This is a genomic window from Dinoroseobacter sp. S76 (genome assembly GCF_049801095.1).
GTDB lineage: Bacteria > Pseudomonadota > Alphaproteobacteria > Rhodobacterales > Rhodobacteraceae > Dinoroseobacter.
Genome location: NZ_JBNAGH010000005.1, coordinates 105,001 through 128,693 on the forward strand (window position 1 = coordinate 105,001; position 23,693 = coordinate 128,693).

A 23,693-nucleotide genomic window follows, 5' to 3' on the forward strand; every position below is an offset into this window, starting at 1 on the left:
CTGCGCATCACTATGGCATGGATAGAATCGCACCCACATCACTGAACAGCGCGCCTGGACCGGCCTCTCTGCCCTCTCCGCAGGACGAGGCGCTCCGCGAGGCCGCTGAGAAACTCGAGGCCGTTTTCCTCTCGGAAATGCTCAAGGCCGCCAAGTTTGGCGAGACACCCAGCACCATGGGGGGCGGTGTCGGCGAAGATCAGTTCGCGTCCTTTCTGCGCGATGCCCATGCAAAATCCGTTGCCCAGACCGGTGTGCTCGGTCTGGCCGAATCCCTGTTCAACGCCATGAAGGAGGCCGGAGATGTGGAATAAGTCGACCCCATCGAAGCAGATTATCGCTTGCCTGGAGCATGAATATGAGATGCTCAAGACCGGGAAGTTTGACGACATTTCGACACTTTCGGCCAAGAAGGAAGGCCTGCTGAAAGGGCTCGATCCGAAGTCTCTCGCACCTGCAACGGCGCAGTTGATTTCGCAAATGGCCACGCGCAATGGCGCCTTGATGGTTGAAGTGATGCGTGCCTTGAAAGAGGTCTCTGCGCGTCTTCGTTCTGCCGAGAAACCGGATCGCGCATTCTCTAGTTATACGGCGGTCGGAGGGGCTGTGAATATTGGCGGCAGTTCCAGAGGTCATTCTAAAAAACTCTGAAAATTGTAGTGATATTACCGAGAGTTGGGTGGTCGCATTAAGCCTGTCTTATTGAGTTGCATTCAAGGTCACGGAGCACCCTCGAGGTGACGCGGGTAAAAGCCGCTACGTCAGAAGGACGTGTCCGTTGGCCAACAGGCCTGAGCAAAGACAAGGCGCAAAAGCGCCACCTAATCAAGGAACGCAGATGTCTAGTATTCTGACCAATAACAGCGCAATGGTTGCGCTTCAGACCCTGAAGACAATCAACTCCAACCTCAGCAAAACGCAAGACGAGATCTCGACGGGTAAGTCCGTTGCTACTGCGAAAGACAACGCCGCGATCTGGGCGATTTCCAAGGTCATGGAAGCCGATGTGAAGGGTTTCAAGGCCATCTCGGAAAGCCTGTCGCTCGGTGAATCCACCGTTGCGGTTGCGCGGAACGCTGCGGAAACCGTCAGCGACCTTCTGACCGAGATCAAAGGCAAGATCGTTGCTTCGCAGGAAGACAGCGTCCCGGCGGACAAGATCCAGACCGACATTGACGCGCTGAAAGAGCAGATCAGCTCGGTGATCAACGCCGCCCAGTTCAACGGTAAGAACCTGGTCGACAATTTTGACGCCACCTCGATCCTGTCTTCGCTCGATCGGGATTCCTCCGGCAACGTCACCGCAAGCAGCATCGCTTTCAATGGTCAGAACCTGACCTCCGATAGCGGGACCCTGTCCACCGCGAATGCGCTGAGCCGGATCGGTACTGTCAGTGATGCTGGCGTCTACACTGTCGGCAATGGTGCGACCCTGTCCAGCGCGGCCAATGACGCGACGCTGACACTCGCAACCGATCTCGCTGACGGGGATACGATCACCATCAACTTTGGTGAAGAACAGTTCACCTATACCAACTCGACCGGCTCTGCGGTCGCCGTGGCTGATCTGGACGACATCGTTGCTGCGGGTATTGCCAATCTCGGTGTTGAGGGTGTGACGACCAGCGTAACTGGCGCAGGTGAGGTCACCGTATCCTCGACCAATGCCTTTGAATCGATCGAGATCCAGGGCTCTTCGCCGAGCACGACTGTGAACGTCGACCCTGACGCTGGTGGCGCTCAGTCCGCAGCGGGCAATGGCAACGCGGCAACCCTGGTTGCACGTGCCGAGACCATCTCTCTCGGTGGGGCTGGGAACACGGGCGGTGTTGTCAATGATGGCGATGGTTTCCAGATTGCGCTTGATGGCAAGACCTTCAACTATGTTGCCAAAGACGGTGATACGCTCAACGATGTGGCAACAGGTCTGAAGCGTGTGATCGATGCCGGCGGCGTTGAAGGGGTGTCTGTCAAGGTCAACCTGTCCGACGACCCGACCACCGCGCCTCCGACCATTCAGATCGACAACAGCGGCACGGCGACTGTGTCTCTGACGGTTGATGATGGGTCGGGTGGTACGGCATCGGGCGGTCTTGTGGGTCTTGACGGGATCGACGTGACCACCAAGGAAGGTGCTGCCAACGCGCTCGATAACATCGAGAGCCTGATCAACACCGCAGTTGACGCTGCATCGGCCTTTGGTTCCGTGCAGAGCCGTGTTGAGATCCAGTCCGACTTCATCGGTCGCCTGACCGACTCCCTGAAATCCGGGATCGGATCGCTGGTGGACGCTGACATGGAAGAGGCATCCGCCCGTCTGCAGGCGCTGCAGGTGCAGCAGCAGCTTGGTACCCAGTCCCTGTCGATTGCGAACCAGGCGCCGCAGAACATTCTGGCGCTCTTCAGATAAGTCCAGTGGCCCCGCAGTAGCTTTGCTGCGGGGCCATCGTTGACACTGTCACTGCCTCTAGCCGGAAGATCACGATGAACGCTTACGCCCGCAGCCAAATGGCCTACTCCCAAAGCAAGAGCGCAACTCGAACAAATCAGAGTATCGAGTATGAGCTGTTTGCGAATATTACCAGTGCCTTGGTGCGCTATCGCGACTCCGCAAAAGACAATTACAGTGAGTTTGTTACAGCCCTTCATGACAATCGTCGCCTTTGGCTCGTGCTTGCCAGCGACGTTCTCGAGGATGGCAATATGCTTCCGGTTATGCTGCGAGGGCAGATTGTCTATCTGGCGGAATTCACGCGGTTGCACACATCGCACATCCTGAATGGAGACGCGAATGTAGACCCGCTCATTGAGATCAACCGCAGCATAATGAAGGGACTTTTTTCCCAACGAGGTGTGAAATGACTGGCCTGGTGCTGAAGCTTTCTCCGAAAGAACGTGTTCTTGTAAACGGTGCTGTTGTCGAGAATGGAGATCGTCGTAGCCGTTTGAGTATCATCACGCCAAACGCGAACATCCTGCGTCTGCGCGACGCGATCCACCCCGACGAGGTGACCACCCCTGTTCGGCGCGTATGCTATATCGTGCAATTGGTTCTCTCTGGTGACGTGCCTCCGGATGAGGGCGCACCTCAGTTGCTCCGGGGCATCGAACAGCTGAGTCAGGTCTTCCGCGATAGCGACAGCCGCGCGCGCCTCAACGAGGCAACGGAAAGCGTGCTGAGCCAAAACTTCTATCAAGCGCTGAAATCCCTGCGGTGCATCCTGCCCCGGGAAGAGCGCCTCTTGGCGACGAGCCACTGATGACTTTCCAACCTGTCGTGCCCACGGGTGGTGTGGTGGGCTGGAACTTCTTGAATCGCACGATGGAGGCGCAACGGGCGGCCTTCACGCAGACCGAGAGCTATCAGAGGGATGAAGACTACTTCCGAGCCAATGTCGGGAACATTCGGTCTGCTGAAGAGCTTGTTGCGGACCGCCGGTTGTTGTCATTTGCTTTGGATGCGTTTGGACTCGGGGATGACATCGGCAACAAGTACTTCATTCAGAAAGTGCTTGAGGATGGGACCCAAGATTCCGCAGCGCTTTCAAATCGTCTGTCCGACAAGCGCTATAAAGAGCTTTCCGACGCCTTCGGTTTCGGGGCCGGGCAGTTTCCCAGAAACCAGCTGAGTTTCTTCGCAGATGAGATCGTCTCCAAGAACGAGGAAAGCCTCTTCGAAGAAGCTGTCGGAAACGTAGACGGTGATCTGCGGATCGCATTGAATCTGCGCCGCGAGCTCTCCGAAATCGCATCGGACGATATGTCTGAAACCGCGAAGTTTTATACCGTACTTGGTAACCCTCCGCTGCGAACAGCGTTTGAAACTGCCTTTCGGCTACCCAGTGCGTTTGCGACGCTTGATATCGATCGACAGGTCGAGTCCTTGCAAGACAGGGTCGAGAGCTCGTTCGGCGCAGCGACCATCTCGCAGTTCGCAGACGAAGACATGACCGAACGGCTGGTGCAGCAGTTCCTTGTGCAGTCTGACATCCAGAGCTTCGAGGCAAGCTCGTCCCCGGCGGCGATCGCACTGGCATTGCTGCAATAGTCTTGCTGCGCCGTGTTCTGGGGTAAGCTGAGGCGAGCGCTGTGGTCCAGAAAAGGCTGCTTAGACCATACCGTTCAGTTGACGTTCAATGTAGACCTGTGGGTTTCGAAAGGCTCAACGACACCATGATCGCTGAGACGTGGACCGGGATTGCAAACCAACGACGCTCCAAAGAGCGCCTTCAACACAAAGTAGGGCGGGATCCAATCCGTCGCGTCATCCACGGCTTTGGCCCAACCGGCAAAGTTGCTTGCAACACTCTCCAGATCTTCACTGGTCAAGATCCCTGCAATGGGCAGAGGAACCTTCTTCACGACACTTCCACCAGTTGCCACGGCGAGGCCCCCCTGCATAGACCTGACTGCATTGGCCGCAAGCGCCATTTCATGAGGGTTTTTCCCGAAGACTGTCAAATTGTGGCTGTCATGAGAGACGCTCGTCGCGACGGCGCAGTCCATCGTGCCCCAGTCTTCGAGGACAGCCAGCTTTAGCGAAGCGCCGGATTGGTGCCGGTTGATCACGGCCATGCGGAGATACTCCGCAGGGATTTGCACGACATCTGAGATGACTTCGAACCTGCCTCTCCCCCACTCCGGAAAGCGCGGTTTCCGCAGCGTGCGCATGTCAACTGTCCTGCCCTCAGCGCGAAACTCAAAGTCCTCAGGTTTTAAGAGCCGAGATTTGACGGTGCTGGTGAGCTGCGGTGGAACTTCGACCTTGCTCTGCGCAACCGTCAATACGCCTTGGTCCGCAACACAAACACCGTTCATGTAGACCGTCTCGACAACTGCCTTGCGCAGGTCGGTCACAAGTAGAAAATCAGCGCGCCGGCCGGGCGCCAGATGCCCCAGATCCTGCCGTGAAATGCACCGGGCGGCATTCAAGCTCGCGGCGCGGTAAACCCAAGCCGGGGGCAAACCAAGTGACATGAGAGTGCGCAAAAGATCGTCCAACCCACCACGTTCCAATAGGTCATTGGGAAACACATCATCGGTGCAGAGCGTCACGGTTTGCGGCAAATGCCCAAGTGCCAGCAACGCGGCCGCAAATTCAGGCAAGAGATGCTTGTGTGACCCGCGCAGTTCGATGGTCAGACCCGCCCGCAGTTTTTCAAGCAGATCTTCGCCAGATGTCAGCTCGTGATCGGTTTCCACGCCTGCGGCGACAAAGGCGTTCAGATCCGAGCCAGACAAGCCTCGCGCGTGGCCGCAGATGCGTTTGCCGCTCGCCAATCCGGCGGACACGATCTGCCTTGTACGCTCATCTCCGGTCAGCAGGGGGTGCATTGTCATCAGTTCCGCCGCCCCGTGCGTGTCAGGGCGTGCGAGCAGCTCCGCGATGGTTTCGGCATCAAAATCAGCGCCACTCGTCTCATAGCCCGGCGCGGATGGCACACATGTGGGAACGAGAGGCAGGAAACGGAGAGCTGCGGCCCGGGCGGCGGCGAAGGCGTAATCCATCCCCGCCAACCCCGCGACATTCGCGAGTTCATGGGGGTCCCAAAGAGCGGTCGTCACGCCGCGCGGCACCATATGGCGCGCGTATTCCGTGGGTGTGATCATCGAGCTTTCGACATGCATATGTGTGTCGATCAATCCGGGCAGCAGGTATTTGTCTTTCGCATCAACCCGTGTCTTCGCATGGGATGCCGAACCCGGCGCATGCACCGAGGCGATCAGTGCCCCGACGATGCCGATATCAGCGGCCCGCTCTTCGCCCGTCACCATATCGAGCACGGTCCCGCCTTCGATCAACAGGTCAAAGGGGATCTCTTGTCGGGCGGCCTGCACGGCGCGGCGACGCAAAGCCGGATCGTTGAGATTGGCATCAACGGGCATCGCGCTCCCCCTCGAAGGCGGCGAGACAATCGCGCGCGATCATGCCATCGGCATCCGTGACCAGACGCGTCCGCGACATCGGCTGCGGCGCGAACCGGGTCTCACCATAGCTGCCATCGTCGCAAACCGAGACTGTCATGGCCATGGGCGCATAGACAAAACGGTCTGGCCAGATCACCGCGGCGGCGGCGATCGGGTCGTAAATCGCCATGGCCTGCCGTCCCCGCTCCAACGCGATGTCCAGATAGCCAAGCAGCAGATCGCGGCTGAGCGCATCCGTTTCGGGTGCATCTTCCGCGCTGAAACAGTGCTTTCGGCACAAGGTGAGGTCCACCACATCGAGCGGAATCTGGGCAGACAGGACCGTTTCGAGTGCCTCCGGGTCCGCGAGCGCATTGTACTCCGCCCGTGGCGAATGATTGCCGGGCCCCGCACTGCCGCCCATCCAAACGAGGCGTGTGATTCGTGCTGCGACGCGGGGGGACTTCTGCAAGAGGCGGGCGATATTGGTCAGAGGGCCGAGGGCGAGGATCGTGCGCTCCGGCGCCCGACGCGGGGTACGCAGCCAATGCTCCAGCGCCGCCCGCGCGGGTGGAAACACCGGCGGGCGCGCCGGTTTTGGCAATGTGTGTCCCCGGCTGCGCATGCCGAGCGGTCCCAGGATACGGGTCGCGGTTTCCGGGGCACGTTTCAGCGGCTGGTCCGCACCGGAATAGATCGGCATCTCGAGGCCGTAGGCCGCCTGCGCGCCATGGGCATTCGCTTCGACCTGTGGCAAGGGCGCGTTCCCGGCCACCAGCGATATGCCCGCGATCGCGACCCGGTGGGTGCGCAGCAAAAGCAGCGCCCAGAGGTCGTCAAACCCCATATCCGTATCCACCCAGATCGCGCTCATCGGCTCAGCGCCCGTGCTGTGGCATGGGGCAGGTCGAAGGAGACCACCCCACCGATCGGGATCTCCGGTTGTTCGATGGGTGCATCCGCCGTGATGGCGCCGATCTCGCTGTCGAGGACGTATTCCCGATGCCCCCCGGCGAAACTGCTGGCGCGGACGCGGCCTTGATGAGGTCCACTGCCCACCTGCACGCCACTGGGACGCCAAGCCAGCAGCGGGGCTGGCGCGGGAAAACCAAGAGGCAGCGCGCCGGTCTCAGACGTGAGTTTCCCGTCGTCCGTGGCGAAGATGTTCTCAAACCCCATGAAATCGGCAGCAAAGGCCGAACTCGGCGCGGCATAGAGCTCAGCCGGACTGCCCAATTGCTCAATCTCGCCATCCTTCATCAGCACGATCCGATCCGCGAGGGCGAGCGCTTCGGCCTGATCATGGGTGACAAACACCATTGTGACGCCGGTCTCCTTTTGCACCCGCTGCAACTCGTTGCGCATTTCGAGACGCAAACGGGCATCGAGGTTCGAGAGCGGCTCATCGAGCAGCAGAACCTTCGGCTCCATCACCAGGGATCGGGCCAATGCGAGGCGCTGCTGCTGCCCGCCCGACATCTCGCCGGGTTTGCGCGCCTCGAACCCGGAGAGCCCAACCGTGGCCATCCCGGCCTCGGTCCGGCGGCGGATCTCGGCCTCCGGCAGCTTTTGCAACCGCAACCCGAAGGCGACATTCTCGAAGGCGCTGAGATGGGGGAAGAGGGCGTAGGACTGGAACACCAGCCCGATCCCGCGCTTGTTCGCTGCCACCCGGGTCACGTCGCGGCCATCAATTTCGATCCGGCCCGTGCTGGGCGTCAGCAGCCCGGCAATGGCGCGCATGGTCGTGGTCTTGCCGCAGCCTGATGGACCGAGCAGGGCGATCAGTTCCCCCTCCCGGATGTCGAGGTTCAGGGAGGGCACAGCGACGGTCGACCCGTAGGAGAGGGTCAGATCCTGCAGGGAAACGAAGGCGTCAGACATAGCGAGAGAACCCCAAAAGCCGTTCGGCGATGAAGACAATGGCGACGGACATGAAGGCCAGCAGCGCTGAGAGTGCTGCGACCGAGGGATCGAAGGTGATCTCCATATAAGACAGCATGTCGATGGGCAGCGTCCGCACCCCCGGTCCCGACAGGAAGAGCGAGGCGGGCACCTCGTTGAAGCTGGCCACAAAGCCGAGGATGAAGGCCGCCAGAATGCCGCCGCGAATATTGGGCAGCACGACCTTGGTGAAGGCCTGCACCCGCGTACAGCCGAGGATCACGGCGGCTTCTTCCATGTCCGCGCGCAAATTGTTCAGGCTCGAAGAGACCACGCGCACCGCATAGGGCATCACCAGTGCCGTGTGTGTCACGAAAAGTGCTGCAGTGATCGAGACGTTCAGGGGCACCACGAAATACCGCAGGAGCGCGAGCCCAACGATGATACCCGGCACGATGATCGGTGCGGCGACGATGGTTTTGATCGTCTCGGCTCCGGGCAGGTCATAGCGGTGCAGGGCGTATGCCGCGGGGATCCCCAGCAGCAGCGCCGCGAGGGTTCCGAACACCGCGAGGAACATCGAGAGCGCAAAGCTGGCCCGAAAGCTCTCGACCGTGAACACCTTGGCGTACCATTTCAGGGACAACCCCTGAGGCGGGAAGGCCAGTGCCTCCCCCGCCGAGGCCCCGGCAAGGATCACGATCAGGAAGGGCCCGATCAGGAAGGTCAGCGTGACCCCGAGGATGACCCAAATGGCAAGACGCGGCATTGACTATCTCCCCGGCGAGGCAATCCGCTTGAGCAGCAGATTGGCCGAAAAGGACATGACGATCAGGATCATTGCGATGACACTGGCGGAGACAAAATCGTTGGAGACATTCACCCGCTGATACAGCAGCGTTTCCAGCATCAGGACCTTGGACCCGCCAAGGATCGCCGGGGTGATATAGGCGGTCAGCGCCCCGGTGAAGACCAGGGTCCCGCCGATTACCAGCCCCTCGCGTGTGAGCGGTAGGATCACCCGAAAGAAGACCTGCAACCAGCTGGCTCCGAGGACCCGCGCGGCGGGGATGACATCCTTGGGGATGTTCTCCATCGCCGAGACGAGGGAGATGATCATCAGCGGCAAAAAGAGCTGCAACAGGCCGATGAATACCGCGGTTTCCGTGAACAGCAGCCGGATCGGTGTATCCGACAGGCCGAGCCCGACAATCGCGTCATTCACGATGCCCGTCCGCCCGAGAATGACGATCCAGGCATAGGTCCGCGCCACGGGTGAGATCATCAGCGGCAGCACCACGAGACCAAAGATCCGTCCGCGCGAGGTCGCGGGCAGGTTCACGATGCAGAACGCCGCCGCATATCCGATCACCGCCGCCGTGCCCGCCACCAGCACCCCGAGCTTCAGCGTGCGCAGAAAGACCGTCTGGTTGAGCGGTTGCGAGAAGAAATCCACATAGCCCTGCAGGCTCCACGCCCCGCCCTCGGTCTGAAACGCGATCGAGAGCAGGATGCCCACGGGCACAAGGAACACCAGAAAGGTGAACAGCGCCGCAGGCAGAGCGAGGGCCAATCCTTCGGTGCGGTTGAGAAACATGGCAGGGCGTCCTGTCACAGCGGGATGTGGGGACGGGGCAAGCGCCCGCCCCCAGGCCGTTTAGCGGATGACTTCGCTGTTCCACTGCTCCACCCAGGCATCGCGGTTCGCGATGATCTCGGCAGGCGGCAGGATGTTCAGCGAGTTGATCAGATCCGCGCCATAGGTCAGGTTCGAGGCGACCTCGTCGCTGACCGTGACATCCATATTGGCCGGGCTGTCGATCAGGGCCTCGGCGATCCGGGTCTGCACCTCGGCCGAGAGCCAGTAATCCATCAGTTTATAGGCCAGCTCCTCGTTGCCATTGCCCTTGGTCATGATCATCACGTTCATGCCGCCGGCCTGACCTTCGGCAGGCTCCGCCCAGGCAAAGGGCAGGGGCGAGCTCTTGAACCGGCTCCAGGCGAAGCGGCCGACCGGGGCGGCGATCACCTCTTCCTGGTTCATGAGCTGCGCCAGCTCCGAGGAGCGGGAGTAGAAGGTCACGATGTCATCCGCGCTCTCGCCGATGGCCGAGATGGTCGCGGTGAAATCGCTGGCATCCCCGCCTGCGGCCTTGTCGAGCATCATCAGGGTGAGCGGTCCTTGGGTCCCGGTGATGTTTGGGAGGGAGACATTGCCCGCCAGCTCTTCACCGAGAAGGTCGCCCCAGCTGTTGATTTCCACCAGATCCGAGCGATAGACGATCGAGCTTGCATAGAAGGTGTAGCCCACCGCCATGTTGTCGCCGATCGGGTCCTGTGCGGCCGGGTAAAGCCGGTCGAAGCTGCTGATCTGCGCGGTGTCGAGCGGGCTGAGCAGGCCCTTGCGCGCAAGGCTCAGCGCGTCATGGGAAGAGATCACCGCCATGTCGATCACCGGGTCGGCGGCATTGGCCTCGATCTTGGCCATCCGCTCCACGCTGTTGCCGGTCTCGATCACCAGCTCGCAGCCGCAGATCTCTTCGAAGGGATCATAAAGCGCCTCTTTGTAGGCGTCTTGGGCAAAGGAATAGACGGAGATCGTCAGGGTCTCTTGCGCCATGGCCCCGCCCGCCGCGAGAGCGGTCATGCAGGTGGCGAGGGGAAAGATCTTGGTCATTGTCAGGGTCTCCTCTTGGACGGAAATGCGGGAATGCCGGTGGATGCGCGCAGGACGAGCCGCATGGGGACGGTCTCGCCGTGATCGGGGGGCGGGCGACCGTCGATCTGCGCGGTGATGATGGCGATGGCGCGGCGGGCGATGTCTTCGACATCTTGCGCGACGGTGGTCAGGCTCGGATGCATGGCCGAGGAAAACGCCATATTGTCGAAGCCGGTCAGGCTGATCTGTTCGGGCACGGAAAGCTCGGCGCGCATCAGCTCGGATCGGACCCGCAGGGCCAGAAGGTCCGAGGTGGTCATCACCGCTGTCGCGCCCTCGCGGATCAAAGGCAGGATCTGCGCGATCCCGGCATCGCCCCAGACCGTCGTCTGAGCCACATCCCCAAGCACGCCGGTCATACCCGCGATCCGGTCGCGCTGCACTTCGGAAACGGGATCGGCGCCGAGGATCACCACCTGACGGTGCCCGATCTCGCGGATATGTCGCGCGACCAGCGCGCCGCCGCCCCGATGGTCCGCCGAAACGGCGTTTTGCGGGTCCGAGGCGGTGTTGATCACGGCCACTGGCACGGGCATCGGGTCCGGTGAGGTGCCTTTTTGAGGTACGACGAGCATCCCGTCCACACCCAGATGCAGCAAGCGGCGCAGGGCCTGGCTCTGCTCTGCGGGGCTGCCGCGACTATCAGCGATCAGGATCCCCATATCCTGCGCATCGGCCATCATCGACAGCGTCTGCGCGATCCGGGGGAAGAGGGGATTGGTCAGATCCGGCATCACGAGGCCGAGGATTCCGGTCCGCCCGCTTTGGAGGGCGCGGCCCGCGAGGCTCGGGCGGTATCCCATCTCCTGCGCGCGGGTGCGGATGCGCTGGGCGAGGTCCTCGGACACGCGGCCCTTGCCGCCAAGCGCATTGGAAACGGTGGTCGCCGTGACCCCGATCTCCGTTGCGATGTCCTTGATGCTGACCATGAGATGCCCTCTTGCTTGAACGTTAAACTCGCGATGTGAGTCGCGTCAATGCTGAAGTTTAACGTTAAATCAGAGAGGCAATGAGAAACCCCGCAGCCGGAACTGCGGGGTTCTGTTCGGTTGCGACTGGTCTCGGACCTAGAAGTCGAGGTTTTCCACGCTCAGTGCATTCTGCTGGATGAAGGCGCGGCGCGGTTCGACCACGTCGCCCATCAGCTTGGTGAAGATGTCATCCGCATCGGCCACATCCTCGATCTGCACCTGCAGGAGCGTGCGCGCCTCGGGGTCCAACGTCGTCTCCCAGAGCTGATCCGGGTTCATCTCGCCCAGACCCTTGTAGCGCTGCAGGGATTGACCCTTCTCGCCCTCGTCGAGGATCGCCTTCAACAGGGCGAGCGGACCATGGATCATCTGATCCCGCTCCTTGCGGGTCAGGCGTGCCGGGTCGCGATAGACCTCGCGGCTCTCGCGCGAGACCGAAGACAGCTTGCGTGCCTCGCCGGAGCGGAGCACCGCGCCATCGAGTGTTCGGATCTCCTCGACACCGCGCAGCACGCGGCTCAGCCGGATCCCGTGATCCTGTGTGATCCGGCCTTGCCAACCACGCTCATACTCCACGGCCACGAGGTCGAGCCGTTTGGCGACCGCATCGGCGACCTGCTGCAGATCCTCGTCCGCGCGGCCCGGGTCGAACGCTCCGGCTATTGCGGCCTGCTCGAGGATCGGGCGCGGATAATGGGTCGGGAAGGCGTCAAGGATCCGCTTGAACTGCCGCGCGGCCTCCACCACCCGGGCGAGGTCCTGTCCCGCGATCTCTTCGCCCGCGGGCAGGCGCAGCACCGCGCCCTCGATGCCCTGAGCGATCAGGTGATCCTCCAGCGCGGCCTGGTCCTTGAGGTAGACCTCGGACTTGCCCCGCGCGACTTTGTAGAGCGGCGGCTGCGCGATGTAGAGATACCCGCCCTCGATGATCTCCGGCATCTGCCGGAAGAAGAAGGTCAGGAGCAGCGTCCGGATATGCGCGCCATCCACGTCCGCATCAGTCATGATGATGATCTTGTGGTAGCGGAGCTTCGAGATGTCGAACTCGTCCCGCCCGATCCCCGTGCCGAGCGCGGTGATCAGAGTCCCGATCTCCTGACTTGAGAGCATGCGGTCGAACCGTGCGCGCTCCACATTCAGGATCTTACCGCGCAGGGGCAGAACCGCCTGATTGTGGCGCGAGCGGCCTTGCTTGGCGGAGCCTCCGGCGCTGTCGCCCTCCACGAGGAAGAGCTCGGAGTTGGCTGGATCCTTCTCCTGACAATCGGCGAGCTTGCCGGGCAGGGAGGCCACATCCATCGCCGTCTTGCGCCGGGTCAGCTCCCGCGCTTTGCGGGCGGCCTCGCGGGCGAGGGCGGCCTCGATGATCTTGCCGACGATCTGCTTGGCCTCGTTGGGATGCTCTTCGAACCACTCGCCGAGCTTTTCGTTCACCAGGCCCTCAACGGCCGGTCGCACCTCGGAGGAGACAAGTTTGTCCTTGGTCTGGCTTGAGAATTTCGGGTCCGGCACCTTCACCGAGAGCACGCAGGTCAGGCCTTCGCGCGCGTCATCGCCGGTAAAATTCACCTTTTCACGCTTCGCGATCCCGCTCGACTGGGCATAGGAGTTGATTGTCCGGGTCAGTGCCCCACGGAACCCTGCCAGATGGGTGCCGCCATCGCGCTGGGGGATGTTGTTGGTGAAGGGCAGCACCGTTTCGTGGTAGCTGTCGTTCCACCACATGGCGACCTCGACCCCGATCCCGTCCTTCTCGCCTTTCATGAAGATCGGCGCGTCCATCACGGCGGTCTTCGAGCGGTCGAGATACTTCACGAACTCGCGCACGCCGCCCTCGTAGAAGAGGTCCGAGCGCAGGGGCTCGGCGGGCCGCTCATCCTCGAGAATGATCCGCACGCCGGAATTCAGGAAGGCCAGCTCGCGCAGGCGGGTTTCCAGCGTTTTGAAGACATATTCGAGGTTCGAAAACGTATCGGTCGAGGCCAGAAACCGCACTTCGGTGCCTTTGCGGCCATTCGCATCGCCGACCACGCGCAGATGCTCGGCGGTCACGCCGCCTTCGAAGCGGGCGTAATGCTCCTTGCCATCGCGCCAGATCCGCAGCTCCAGCCAGTCGGACAGGGCGTTCACGACCGACACCCCCACCCCGTGGAGACCGCCGGAGACCTTGTAGGAGTTGCTGTCGAACTTCCCGCCCGCATGGAGCTGGGTCATGATCACTTCGGCCGCGCTGACGCCTTCTTCCTCATGCATGCCCACCGGAATTCCGCGTCCATTATCGCTCACGGAAACGCTCGAATCCGCGTGGATTTTGACCGTGACGGCGTCCGCATGACCGGCCAGCGCCTCGTCGATGCCGTTATCGACGACCTCATACACCATATGGTGCAGACCCGAGCCGTCATCGGTGTCACCGATATACATGCCCGGACGCTTGCGGACAGCCTCCAAACCCTTGAGAACCTTGATGGAATCGGCGCCGTAATCTTCGGGCGCCTGCGCGGTCTCTGCCATGAGAGCCTTCCTGTTGTTTTCTTTGAGTTTATACAAGCCTTGGGGGGGGATGTCACGCGCTTGCAACAAGATATAGCGTTGATGCCCGTCAGGAGGCGGGCGAAATGCGCATCGGCTCTTGTGGGCGCGGCGCGTGGTCGCCATCAGGGGCGCGCGCGGGCTCTCCGGGGGACAAGCGACGCCCGCGCTCTAGGTAGGCCGAGGAAGGAGAAACCCCCCATGGTCTTGCAACTGCGCGGTGTCACGAAATCCTATGAGACTACCGATGGTCCCCTGCCGGTTTTGCGCGGTATCGATCTGGGTCTGAACGCGGGCGAGACCCTTGCCCTGACTGGCGAGAGCGGGTCGGGCAAGAGCACGCTTTTGCATCTGGTGGGTGGGCTCGACACGGCCGATGCGGGCGTGATCGAGGTGGCCGGAGAGGATGTGGCCCGCATGGATGATGCCGCCCGCGCCACTCTGCGGCGCGAGACGGTCGGAGTGGTGTTTCAGCAGTTCAACCTGATCCCGGCGCTGGATGTGGCGGCGAACCTGTCGTTTCAGGCGCGGCTCGCCGGGCGCCATGATCCGGACTGGCAGGCTGTGCTGGCCGAGCGGTTGGGCCTGACCCCCTATTTGCGACGCTATCCCGAGCAGCTCTCTGGCGGGCAGCAGCAGCGCGTTGCGATCGGGCGCGCCATGGCCACGCGCCCGGCGCTGCTTCTGGCTGATGAGCCCACGGGGAACCTGGACGAGGCGACGGCGGATACGGTGCTGGCGCTGATGCTGGAGCTTGTCGCGGAAACCGAAGCCGCCCTTTTGATGGTCACCCATTCCGAGCGGCTGGCCGACCGTATGGCGCGCCGGGTCCATCTGCGGCGCGGGCAGGCGGCCTGATGCGGCGCACGGCCCTGTGGGGGATGATGGCCCATTGGCGGCGTCATCCCGGTCAGTTCCTGACCCTGATCCTCGGGCTGGCGCTGGCCACGGCGCTCTGGTCCGGGGTGCAGGCGATCAACGCAGAGGCGCGGTCGAGCTATGCCACCGCGGCTGCCGCGCTCGGTCAGGATGAGCTGAACCAGCTCGTGGATCCCTCGGGCCCGATCCCCGAGACGACCTATATCGCCCTGCGCCGCGCGGGGTGGGGCGTGTCGCCTGTGCTGGAGGGGCGGATCACGCGCGATCTCGGGGTGATCCGGGTGCTGGGGATCGACCCGATCACCGCCCCACCCCAGGCCCAAATGGTCGATCTCAGCGCGCCGGAGGACCTGATCGCGTTCTTCTCGGGCCGCGCCTATGTGCCGCCGGAACTGGCCGCGCAGCTCGGTCCCCGTTTCGAAGGGCAGGAGGTCCGCGTGGCCGCCAGCCTGCCAGCCGGGACCCTGATGATGGATGTGGGACAGGCGCAGCGGGTGCTCGATCGCCCCGGTCAAGTCTCCCGCTTGCTGGTCTGGGCCGAGCAACCTCTCACTCGCCGCCCGCTCGCCGAAATCGCGCCCGAACTGCAGGAGGCCACGCCCGAAGATCGCGGCGATGTCGCGCGGCTGACGGATAGCTTTCATCTGAACCTGACGGCCTTCGGGTTTCTGTCCTTCGCGGTCGGTCTTTTTATCGTCCATGCGGCGATCGGGCTGGCCTTCGAACAGCGGCGCCCGACCTTCCGCACCCTGCGCGCGCTGGGCGTGCCGGCGCGGATGCTGGTCAGCCTGCTCGCGGCGGAGGTGCTGGCGCTGTCTCTCGTGGCCGGGGTGATCGGGGTCGCGTTGGGCTATGCCATCGCGGCAGCGCTCTTGCCGGATGTGGCCGCGACTCTGCAAGGGCTCTACGGGGCGAGCGTGGATGGCGCCCTCAGCCTGCGCCCAAGCTGGTGGATTGCCGGACTGGCCATCTCGGTTCTCGGCGCGATTGCAGCAGCGGCCCAGAGCCTGTGGCGGCTCTGGCATCTGCCCGTGCTGGCCCCGGCCCAGCCCCGGGCCTGGGCGCGCGCCTCGGCCCGGTCCATGCGGGTGCAGGGCGGTCTGGCGGCGGGGATGATCGTGCTGGGGCTTGTTCTGCTCTTCGCGGGGCAGGGGCTCGTGGCGGCCTTTGCCATGCTGGCGCTCCTGCTGCTCGGGGCGGCGCTGGCCCTGCCCGTGCTGCTCTCGGGTGTGCTGGGGGTCGGGGCGCGGTCGGCGCGGTCCGCGCTGGGCCAATGGTTCTGGGCCGATACACGGCAGCAATTGCCGGGCCTGTCCCTCGCGCTCATGGCGCTTTTGCTCGCGCTCTCGGCCAATATCGGCGTGGGCACCATGGTGGGCAGTTTCCGTCTGACTTTTACGGGCTGGCTCGACCAGCGGCTCGCCTCCGAGCTCTATGTGACCGCGCGCTCCGAGACCGAAGCGGCGGAGCTCCGCGCCTTTCTCGCCCCGCGCAGCACGGCTCTTTTGCCGATCTGGAGCGTCGAGGCCGCCTTGCCCGGCGGTCCGGGAGAGATCTTTGGCGTCGCGGATCACGCCACCTATCGCGACAACTGGCCCCTGCTGACGGCCCTGCCGGGGGTTTGGGACCGGGTCGCAGACGGGTCGGGCATCCTGATCAACGAGCAGCTGTCGCGCCGCGAAGGCCTGCGTCCTGGCGACCGGATCACCCTGCCTGGGCCCTGGGAGGCCGAAATTGCTGGGGTTTATTCCGACTATGGCAACCCGCAAGGGCAGGTGATGATCGGGCTCAGCCGGTTCGAAACCCAGTTCCCGCAGGCGGCCCAGCTGCGCTACGCCGTGCGCCTGCCCCCGGAGGAGACCGAGGCCGTGATGACCGCGCTTCAGACCGAGTTCGGCTTGCCCGCGAGCACGATGATCGATCAGGCGACGGTCAAGGCGATCTCGCTCGCGGTGTTTGAGCGGACCTTCACGGTGACAGCCGCGCTGAACGTGCTGACCCTCGGGGTGGCCGCGATTGCCATGCTCACCAGCCTGCTGACCCTTGCGCGGATGCGGGTGCCGCAGCTCGCGCCCGTCTGGGCGCTGGGCCTGACGCGGAAACGACTCGCGCGGATGGAGCTGTTGCGCGCAGCGCTGCTCGCCGCTCTCACGGCGGCTCTGGCCTTGCCGGTCGGTCTGGTCCTCGCCTGGGCCCTGCTTGCGGTGGTGAATGTGGAGGCGTTTGGCTGGCGATTGCCCATGCATCTCTTCCCCGCCGATTGGCTACGGCTTGCGGTGCTGGCGTTGGCGGCGGCATTGCTGGCCTCGGCCTGGCCCGTGATGCGGTTGGCAACGACAGCGCCCTCGGAACTTTTGAAGGTGTTTGCCAATGAACGCTAAAGCATTGTGCCTCTGCCTCGCGAGCATCTGCACACCCGTCGCGGTACTCGCCCAAGGGTTCGCAGGGCTCGGGACCAGCACGGCGGATGGCTTTTCCCAACCTGTGCCCGACCCGGTCTTCGAGTTCCCCCAAGATCATGGACCCCACCCCGACTACCGGATCGAGTGGTGGTATCTGACGGCGAACTTGCAAGGTGCGGATGGGCGCGATTACGGGCTGCAATGGACCCTCTTTCGCTCGGCGCTGGAGCCGCGACGGACGGAAGGCTGGGACAGCCCGCAGATCTGGATGGGGCATGCGGGGCTGACCACGCCTGACCAGCATTTCGTGGCCGAGCGCTTCGCCCGGGATGGCACGGGACAGGCCGGGGTCACGGCCGCGCCCTTCGCGGCCTGGATCGACGATTGGCAGATGACCGGAACCGCGTCCGTGGGCGCCGACGCGATCTCGGCCCTGCGCCTCACCGCGTCTGGGGTGGACTTCGCCTATGATCTCGGGCTGACCGCAGACGGGCCGCTGGTGCCCCAGGGGGCATGCGGCTTTTCGGTGAAATCCGACAGTGGGCAGGCGAGCTATTACTATTCGCAACCCTTCTACCAGCTCACGGGCACGCTGACATTGCCCGAGGGTCCGGTGGCGGTGACAGGCTCCGCCTGGCTTGACCGGGAATGGTCGAGCCAGCCCCTGGATGAGGGGCAAACCGGCTGGGATTGGTTCTCGCTCCACCTTGAGAGCGGAGAGAAGGTCATGGGCTTCCGTCTGCGTGACGCGGCTGGGGCGGATTACACGGCCGCGACCTGGATCGCGGCGGATGGCAGCCCTGACCCCCTGCCCAATGGGGCCTTTCAGGTCACTGAGCGTGCTCGGACGGAGGTCGCTGGTCGTCAGGTGCCGACGGAGTGGCAGGTGCAGATCCCGAGCCGCGGGCTCGACATCGTCACCCGTCCGTTGAACGCCCAAAGCTGGATGGACACGCTCTTTCCCTATTGGGAAGGGCCCATCCGGTTTGAGGGCAGCCACCGGGGCAAAGGCTATCTGGAGATGACCGGATATGAGTGATTGGTACACAGAATTGGACAGCACGCTTGACCAGGTCTGGCAGCTTCTGGGCCGGGCGATCCGCGATCCCAAAAGCCCGCTGCGCACTCCGGTCATGGCCACGGTCGGGGTGGACGGCGCCCCGGATGCGCGGGTTGTGGTGCTCCGTTCCGCCACACGTAGCGCTGGAGCACTGGAGGTCTATACCGATCGGAGATCAAAGAAAGTCAAAGACTTAGAATCATGTCCGTCGGTAACAATTTGCGCCTGGCTGCCAAAAGCTGATTTACAGGTACGTATTAAATCGCTAGGCACTATAGCCAGCGGATCAGAGGTTTTGCCCTTGTGGCAGTCGATGTCTGAGACCGCCCGCCGGGTCTATGGCGGCGTGCCTGCTCCGGGAATGTTGCTTGCGCATCCCTCGGCGTTTGGTATCCGCCCGGACCCGGCGGATCTTGCTGTTCTGCGCTTTGCGATCTCCGAAATCGAAACTCTGCATCTGGGCCGCGAGATGCACCGCCGCGCCCGGTTTCAGCGAGATAACGCGTGGGCGGGGGCCTGGTGCGCGCCCTGAGCAGGCCGCTCAGAGGGCGAACATCGGGAAGCTGACGCCCAGCGACCAGGCGAGGATCAGGCCGAGGGCAACGCCAATGCTGCCGACAGCACCCGTGCGCCGCCCGAGCCAGGCGCCCATGGTGCCGAACACCACGAAATAGAGCACGATCACCGGCAGGATGATCAGCAGGAAGAACAACCCTTCCAGGTCCAGCGCGACCGCGATGCCCAGCGACAGGAAGAAGCCCAGCTTGGCCACGATCCGCCGCCAGAGCGCTGCCGTACCCGCCCCGCTGAGCCAGGTATCGGCGAGCATGTAAGCCACCGCGCCGAGGGCGATGGCGAGGATGATCACCAGCCGTCCCGCATGGGGCATGAAGGAGGCGACATAGCGGTCCAGCGCGCCGCCGAACACGGCGATCCCATAGAGGAGCAGGGCAAGGCCGACCCAGATCTGCCACCCGCCGGGCCGGTGGCCCCGGAGCCAGAGAACCGCGCCTGCCAGAGCGCCGAAGACCAGCAGGTGCAGCGCGAGGTAGTCCGCTACCAGCACGGGCAGGATGTGCAACTCCACCGGCCAAAGGGCCAGCGGTGTGATCAGACTCGCCGCCCCCAGCGCCATCCAGTAATCCCGCCGGGGCAGGGGGGCGGGCAGCGTGTGCCCCCGTGGCGCGAGCCGCGACAGGGGCCAGGCCAACCCTACGAGCCCCGCGAGCAGCAGCGCGATCCACCCGCCCGTGGTGGCCAGCGCACTCTCCGAGCGGCGCTCATAGGCTGCGTCCAGCCAATCCCGCGCCTCCCGCAGGCTCGTGGCGGCATAGAGCACGCCCACATGCTCCACATTCGGGGCGACCGCCGCCCTGCGGATCACGGTGTCCGTCTGCGCGGTCTCCCCCTCCTCGGCTACTGGATCCACGAGGCGCAGCACGCGCAGGGCCTCGGCCCGTAGGGCTGCCTCCCATGCGCCGGTGATGGCGAGTAACCGCGTGGGCTCCGTCGCCGAGACGGCCTGACTGAACATCGAGATCGCGACCGTGGCCGAGACCCGCGGATCGGCCAGCGTCTGACGCACGATCACATCCGAGGCCATGGAATGCCCAAGCAGCGCCACGCGCCCATCCACCCCGGGCAGGGATAGCGCGTAATCCGTCACGCGCCCGGTCTCCGACATCAGAAGCTGTGTCGTTCCATCGATCCGCGTCACATCCCCGGACATGGGCACCGGGTTGCGGCCATGGCCCTCGAAATCAAAGCTCACCGCCACATAGCCCGCCCGGGCAAGCGTCAGGGCAAAAGCCTCCATTAACTGGCGGGACCCGGCAAAGCCATGGGCGATCACCACCGCCGGGGCCGGCGCGGCCTCAGGCGCGCGATAGACGGTCACTGGGGTCTGCCCGACCGTATCCCGCGAGATCTCGAGCCCCGCGCGCGCCCCTTCCAGCCGCCAGACGGCCAGCGCAATCGAGCAAACCGACAGGACCAGAACCAGCCAGCGCAACCACATCATCGTGAGGATCCTTTCTTGCGGCACCTCGGCCCCTCGCCCGCGCGCGGAGAGGCTGCTACGCCTTGGCGCGACAATGTAGTGGAGCCCGCCCGCATGCAAAGCCCTCTTCCCCTGACCCGTGATCTGGTTCTGATCGGTGGCGGGCATACCCATGCGCTGGTGCTGCGCCAATGGGGGATGACCCCGCTGCCGGGGGTGCGCCTGACCCTGATCGACCCGCACCCGAGCGCGCCCTATTCCGGGATGCTGCCCGGGCATATCGCCGGGCATTACGCGCGGCAGGATCTGGAGATCGATCTGGTGAAGCTCGCGCGCTTCGCCGGGGCGCGTTTGATCCTCGGGCGGGCCGAAGGGCTGGATATGGCCACGCGCGAAATCCATGTGCCGGGCCGCGCGCCGGTGCGCTATGACATTGCGGCGCTGGATATCGGGGTGACCTCCCGCTTGCCGGACCTGCCCGGGTTCTCCGAGCACGCGCTGGCTGCCAAGCCGCTCGGGCGGTTTGCCGATCACTGGGAGACGTTCGCCGCCAACCCGCCGACCGAGCCCCATGTGGTCGTCCTGGGCGCCGGGGTGGCGGGGGTGGAACTCGCCATGGCCTGTGCCCACCGGTTGGGCGCGGAGGCGCGCGTCACGGTGGTGGAGGCCGGGCTGGATATCCTCGCCGGTATGACCCCCCACACGCGCGACGCGCTGGCAGATGAGCTTGCCGCCCAAGGCATCGCCGTGGAGCTCAACGCCCGCGCGGCCCGGATCGCGGCGGACCATGTGGCGCTCGAGGATGGCCGGGCGCTGCGCGCGGATGTGGTGATCGGCGCGACCGGTGCGCGGCCTCAGGGATGGCTGGCTGAGACGGGGCTCGCGCTGGTGAACGGGTTCATCGCCGTGGACAACCAGCTCCGCAGTCTGTCGGACGATCGGATCTACGCCACGGGCGATTGCGCCCATATGGGCTTTGCCCCGCGCCCCAAGGCCGGGGTCTATGCGGTGCGGCAGGCGCCGATCCTGCTGGCCAATCTGCGCGCGGATCTGACCGGCAAGGCCCGCAAGCGCTACAGCCCGCAAAAGGATTACCTCAAGCTGATCTCCACCGGGCGCAAGGCGGCGATTGCCGACAAGGCCGGGATGCGCAGCTCGGGCGCGTGGCTCTGGCGGTTGAAGAACCGGATCGACCGCAAGTTCATGGAGAAGTTCCACGACCTGCCTGCGATGCGAGCCCCCGATCTGCCGCGAGAGGTGGCGGTGGATGTGCGCGCAGCGCTCGGAGACAAGCCGCTTTGTGGTGGCTGCGGCGCCAAGATCGGGGCTACGGCGCTCGACGCGGCCCTAGCCCCTCTGCCCGCGCCGCAGCATCCCGACACGCTCTCGGGTCCTGGCGATGACGCAGCCATTCTACGCCATGGGGGCGGGCAGCAGGTGATCTCGACCGATCATCTCCGCGCCTTTGTCGAGGATCCTTACCTGATGACCCGGATCGCGCTGCAGCACGCGCTGGGCGATGTCTGGGCCATGGGGGCCGCGCCGCAGGCGGTCCTGTCCCAGATCATCTTGCCCCGCGCCACGCCCGAGCTGCACCGGGGGATGCTGGCCGAGATCACTGCCGCAGCGCAGACGGGCGTGCGCGCCGTGGGGGCGGATCTGGTCGGGGGACACACGGGTATCGGGGCTGAACTGACCCTTGGCTTCACGGTGACGGGTCTCTTGCCAGAGGGGCGCGCGGCCATCGGGCTCGCAGGCGCGCAGCCCGGGGACCGGTTGGTCCTGAGCCGTCCGATCGGTTCGGGTGTTCTGCTCGCGGCCGAGATGCAGGGCGTGGCAGAGGGGGCGGATATCGCAGCGCTCTGGGCGACGCTGGCCGAGGGGCAGGCGGAGCTGGCCCAGGCCCTGGCGCAGCACGCCCATGCCATGACCGATGTGACCGGGTTCGGGCTGGCGGGACATCTTGCGCGGCTTTGCGCGGCCTCCGGCGTGGGCGCGTCGCTGTCGCTGGAGGCAGTGCCGGTCTTTGCCGGGGCCGAGGCGCTGGCGGCGGCAGGCCACCGCTCGACGCTTTACCCTGAGAACCGCGCCTTGGTGCCGGATCTGCCGGACCAGACCGCGCGGCAACAGCTCCTCTTTGATCCGCAGACGGCGGGGGGGCTGCTGGCAGCGCTGCCTGCCGGGGTGGATGTGCCGGGCGTGGTCGAGATTGGCCAGATCACCGAAGCCCCGGGGATCCGCCTGGCCGGCTAGGCGCTCAGCGCGCGCAACGCCTCTGCCACCTTGGCGGCGGTGTTCGCCATCGCCTCGGGCTCCAATGCCCCGTCATCGAGCGCAAGCTCGGCCGCTGCGCCGGGCTTGGCCTTGCGGTTCCGGCGATAGAGCGGGTCGTAATGGACTTCCATGAGGCTGTCGGCGAGGGGCTCAAAGGCCTGCTCGGCAACCAGCGCTTGCCACGCCTCGACCTGACCATGACCGTGGAGCTTGCGGAACGGATCAAGCCGCTCGGTCAGATCCGCGGGCTGCGCCAGCAGGTCCCCATAGCTCCGCATCAGATACCGCGCCCGGGCCGCGCGGGGCACCGACAGAACCAGCCGGGGTGCGGATTTCATCGCCTGCCAGATCGCGGGCGGCAGGTTGATGCGCCCGATCTTGGAGCTCTCGGCCTCCACCACCACCGGGCGCGTTGGGTCGAGCGCGGTGATCGCGGCGGCGAGGCGGCTTTCGAACCCTTTCTGGGCCGGTTGTTCCTCTGCATAGGCGCCCAGAAGCGAGCCCCGGTGATGGGCCAACCCCTCCAGATCGATGACCTGAAACCCCTCCTGCGGCAGCAGGTTCAAAAGATCGGTTTTGCCCGAGCCCGTATCCCCGTCGAGCAGCAAAACCGGGCAGGGAAACGTCCCGTCATAGAGCGCGGTCTGCACCAACCGCCGATAGCTCTGATACCCGCCTTTGAGGACATCCGCGCGCCAGCCGACCTGCTGCAGGATGCCGGTGAACGAGCCCGAGCGTTGCCCCCCGCGCCAGCAATAGACCAGCGGGCGATAGCCGCCGCCTTTGCTCGCGAGGTGGGTCTCCAGATGCCTTGCCGCGTTGCGCGCAACCATGGCCGCCCCCATCTTGCGGGCGCGAAAGGGGCTGTCCTGAACATAAACGGTACCGACTTCGGCGCGTTCGGCATTGGACAGCACCGGCAGGCTGACCGCCCCGGGTACATGGTCCTCGGCAAACTCGGCAGGCGAGCGCACATCGATGATCTCGTCGAAATCCGCGCCTTGCAGGGTCGCCAGAGAGGTCAGGGTCAGGGCCATGCCGCCCTCCTAGCGCAGGGGGACGAGCG

Annotated in this window: 21 protein-coding genes; 11 read left to right on the top strand and 10 right to left on the bottom strand. The window is 64.2% G+C overall.

Features of this window, described 5'->3' with window-relative positions; genetic code table 11:
* Positions 1 to 17: 17 nt before the first annotated feature.
* From ACP153_RS15330 to ACP153_RS15355, 6 genes are all read left to right on the top strand, one after another.
* Positions 18 to 314, top strand: a complete 297-nt coding sequence (locus ACP153_RS15330; protein ID WP_424971887.1) for a rod-binding protein — start codon at positions 18 to 20, stop codon at positions 312 to 314.
* Positions 304 to 651, top strand: a complete 348-nt coding sequence (locus ACP153_RS15335) for a hypothetical protein (RefSeq protein WP_424971888.1) — start codon at positions 304 to 306, stop codon at positions 649 to 651. The genes ACP153_RS15330 and ACP153_RS15335 overlap by 11 nt, the downstream gene beginning before the upstream one ends.
* Before the next feature lie 187 nt (positions 652 to 838).
* Positions 839 to 2,410, top strand: coding sequence for a flagellin (locus ACP153_RS15340; protein WP_424971889.1), 1,572 nt, complete (start codon positions 839 to 841; stop codon positions 2,408 to 2,410).
* A 74-nt stretch (positions 2,411 to 2,484) separates the two neighbouring features.
* Positions 2,485 to 2,862, top strand: coding sequence for a flagellar biosynthesis regulator FlaF (gene flaF / locus ACP153_RS15345; protein WP_424971890.1), 378 nt, complete (start codon positions 2,485 to 2,487; stop codon positions 2,860 to 2,862).
* A complete protein-coding gene (gene flbT, locus ACP153_RS15350; protein ID WP_424971891.1) occupies positions 2,859 to 3,260 on the top strand; it encodes a flagellar biosynthesis repressor FlbT in 402 nt (133 codons plus the stop codon). The genes flaF and flbT overlap by 4 nt, the downstream gene beginning before the upstream one ends.
* Positions 3,260 to 4,048: a DUF1217 domain-containing protein gene (locus ACP153_RS15355; RefSeq protein WP_424971892.1), complete on the top strand. Its 789-nt coding sequence runs from the start codon at positions 3,260 to 3,262 to the stop codon at positions 4,046 to 4,048. Before flbT ends, ACP153_RS15355 begins: the two co-directional genes overlap by 1 nt.
* Positions 4,049 to 4,122: 74 nt before the next feature.
* Here ACP153_RS15355 and ACP153_RS15360 read toward each other — a convergent pair whose 3' ends face one another.
* The 8 genes from ACP153_RS15360 to gyrB all read right to left on the bottom strand — a co-directional run bounded on the left by ACP153_RS15360 (position 4,123) and on the right by gyrB (position 13,995).
* Positions 4,123 to 5,886, bottom strand: a complete 1,764-nt coding sequence (locus tag ACP153_RS15360) for an adenine deaminase (RefSeq protein WP_424971893.1) — start codon at positions 5,884 to 5,886, stop codon at positions 4,123 to 4,125.
* Positions 5,876 to 6,781 (bottom strand): nucleoside hydrolase, encoded by a 906-nt coding sequence (locus ACP153_RS15365; protein WP_424971894.1) that lies wholly within the window; start codon positions 6,779 to 6,781, stop codon positions 5,876 to 5,878. The genes ACP153_RS15360 and ACP153_RS15365 overlap by 11 nt, the downstream gene beginning before the upstream one ends.
* Entirely contained in the window at positions 6,778 to 7,791 is a 1,014-nt protein-coding gene (locus ACP153_RS15370) for an ABC transporter ATP-binding protein (protein WP_424971895.1), read from the bottom strand. Before ACP153_RS15370 ends, ACP153_RS15365 begins: the two co-directional genes overlap by 4 nt.
* A complete protein-coding gene (locus ACP153_RS15375) occupies positions 7,784 to 8,560 on the bottom strand; it encodes an ABC transporter permease (RefSeq protein WP_424971896.1) in 777 nt (258 codons plus the stop codon). The genes ACP153_RS15370 and ACP153_RS15375 overlap by 8 nt, the downstream gene beginning before the upstream one ends.
* Before the next feature lie 3 nt (positions 8,561 to 8,563).
* Complete coding sequence (locus tag ACP153_RS15380; protein ID WP_424971897.1) at positions 8,564 to 9,388, bottom strand: ABC transporter permease; 825 nt, start codon at positions 9,386 to 9,388, stop codon at positions 8,564 to 8,566.
* 60 nt (positions 9,389 to 9,448) lie between these two features.
* A complete protein-coding gene (locus ACP153_RS15385) occupies positions 9,449 to 10,468 on the bottom strand; it encodes an extracellular solute-binding protein (protein ID WP_424971898.1) in 1,020 nt (339 codons plus the stop codon).
* A gap of 2 nt (positions 10,469 to 10,470) precedes the next feature.
* The gene (locus tag ACP153_RS15390; RefSeq protein WP_424971899.1) at positions 10,471 to 11,439 is read right to left on the bottom strand and encodes a LacI family DNA-binding transcriptional regulator; all 969 of its coding nucleotides are present in this window, start codon (positions 11,437 to 11,439) and stop codon (positions 10,471 to 10,473) included.
* 138 nt (positions 11,440 to 11,577) lie between these two features.
* Positions 11,578 to 13,995 (bottom strand): DNA topoisomerase (ATP-hydrolyzing) subunit B, encoded by a 2,418-nt coding sequence (gene gyrB / locus ACP153_RS15395; protein WP_424971900.1) that lies wholly within the window; start codon positions 13,993 to 13,995, stop codon positions 11,578 to 11,580.
* A gap of 219 nt (positions 13,996 to 14,214) precedes the next feature.
* Here gyrB and ACP153_RS15400 point away from each other — a divergent pair, with 219 nt between their 5' ends.
* The 4 genes from ACP153_RS15400 to ACP153_RS15415 are packed head-to-tail and all read left to right on the top strand — an operon-like array spanning position 14,215 to position 18,886.
* On the top strand, positions 14,215 to 14,871 hold the full coding sequence (locus tag ACP153_RS15400; RefSeq protein ID WP_424971901.1) for an ABC transporter ATP-binding protein: 657 nt from the start codon (positions 14,215 to 14,217) through the stop codon (positions 14,869 to 14,871).
* Entirely contained in the window at positions 14,871 to 17,273 is a 2,403-nt protein-coding gene (locus ACP153_RS15405; RefSeq protein ID WP_424971902.1) for an FtsX-like permease family protein, read from the top strand. The genes ACP153_RS15400 and ACP153_RS15405 overlap by 1 nt, the downstream gene beginning before the upstream one ends.
* Positions 17,263 to 18,333 (top strand): lipocalin-like domain-containing protein, encoded by a 1,071-nt coding sequence (locus ACP153_RS15410; protein ID WP_424971903.1) that lies wholly within the window; start codon positions 17,263 to 17,265, stop codon positions 18,331 to 18,333. Before ACP153_RS15405 ends, ACP153_RS15410 begins: the two co-directional genes overlap by 11 nt.
* The gene (locus tag ACP153_RS15415; RefSeq protein WP_424971904.1) at positions 18,326 to 18,886 is read left to right on the top strand and encodes a pyridoxamine 5'-phosphate oxidase family protein; all 561 of its coding nucleotides are present in this window, start codon (positions 18,326 to 18,328) and stop codon (positions 18,884 to 18,886) included. Before ACP153_RS15410 ends, ACP153_RS15415 begins: the two co-directional genes overlap by 8 nt.
* A 9-nt stretch (positions 18,887 to 18,895) precedes the next feature.
* Here the strand turns inward: ACP153_RS15415 and ACP153_RS15420 are convergent, their stop codons facing one another.
* On the bottom strand, positions 18,896 to 20,374 hold the full coding sequence (locus tag ACP153_RS15420) for a serine aminopeptidase domain-containing protein (protein WP_424971905.1): 1,479 nt from the start codon (positions 20,372 to 20,374) through the stop codon (positions 18,896 to 18,898).
* Between the two features lie 93 nt (positions 20,375 to 20,467).
* On the opposite strand from ACP153_RS15420, the gene selD reads away from it, so the two are divergent.
* The gene (gene selD / locus ACP153_RS15425; protein ID WP_424971906.1) at positions 20,468 to 22,606 is read left to right on the top strand and encodes a selenide, water dikinase SelD; all 2,139 of its coding nucleotides are present in this window, start codon (positions 20,468 to 20,470) and stop codon (positions 22,604 to 22,606) included.
* On the opposite strand, the gene mnmH is transcribed toward selD, so the two are convergent.
* Complete coding sequence (mnmH, locus tag ACP153_RS15430) at positions 22,603 to 23,664, bottom strand: tRNA 2-selenouridine(34) synthase MnmH (RefSeq protein WP_424971907.1); 1,062 nt, start codon at positions 23,662 to 23,664, stop codon at positions 22,603 to 22,605. The genes selD and mnmH overlap by 4 nt on opposite strands.
* Positions 23,665 to 23,693 lie beyond the last annotated feature (29 nt).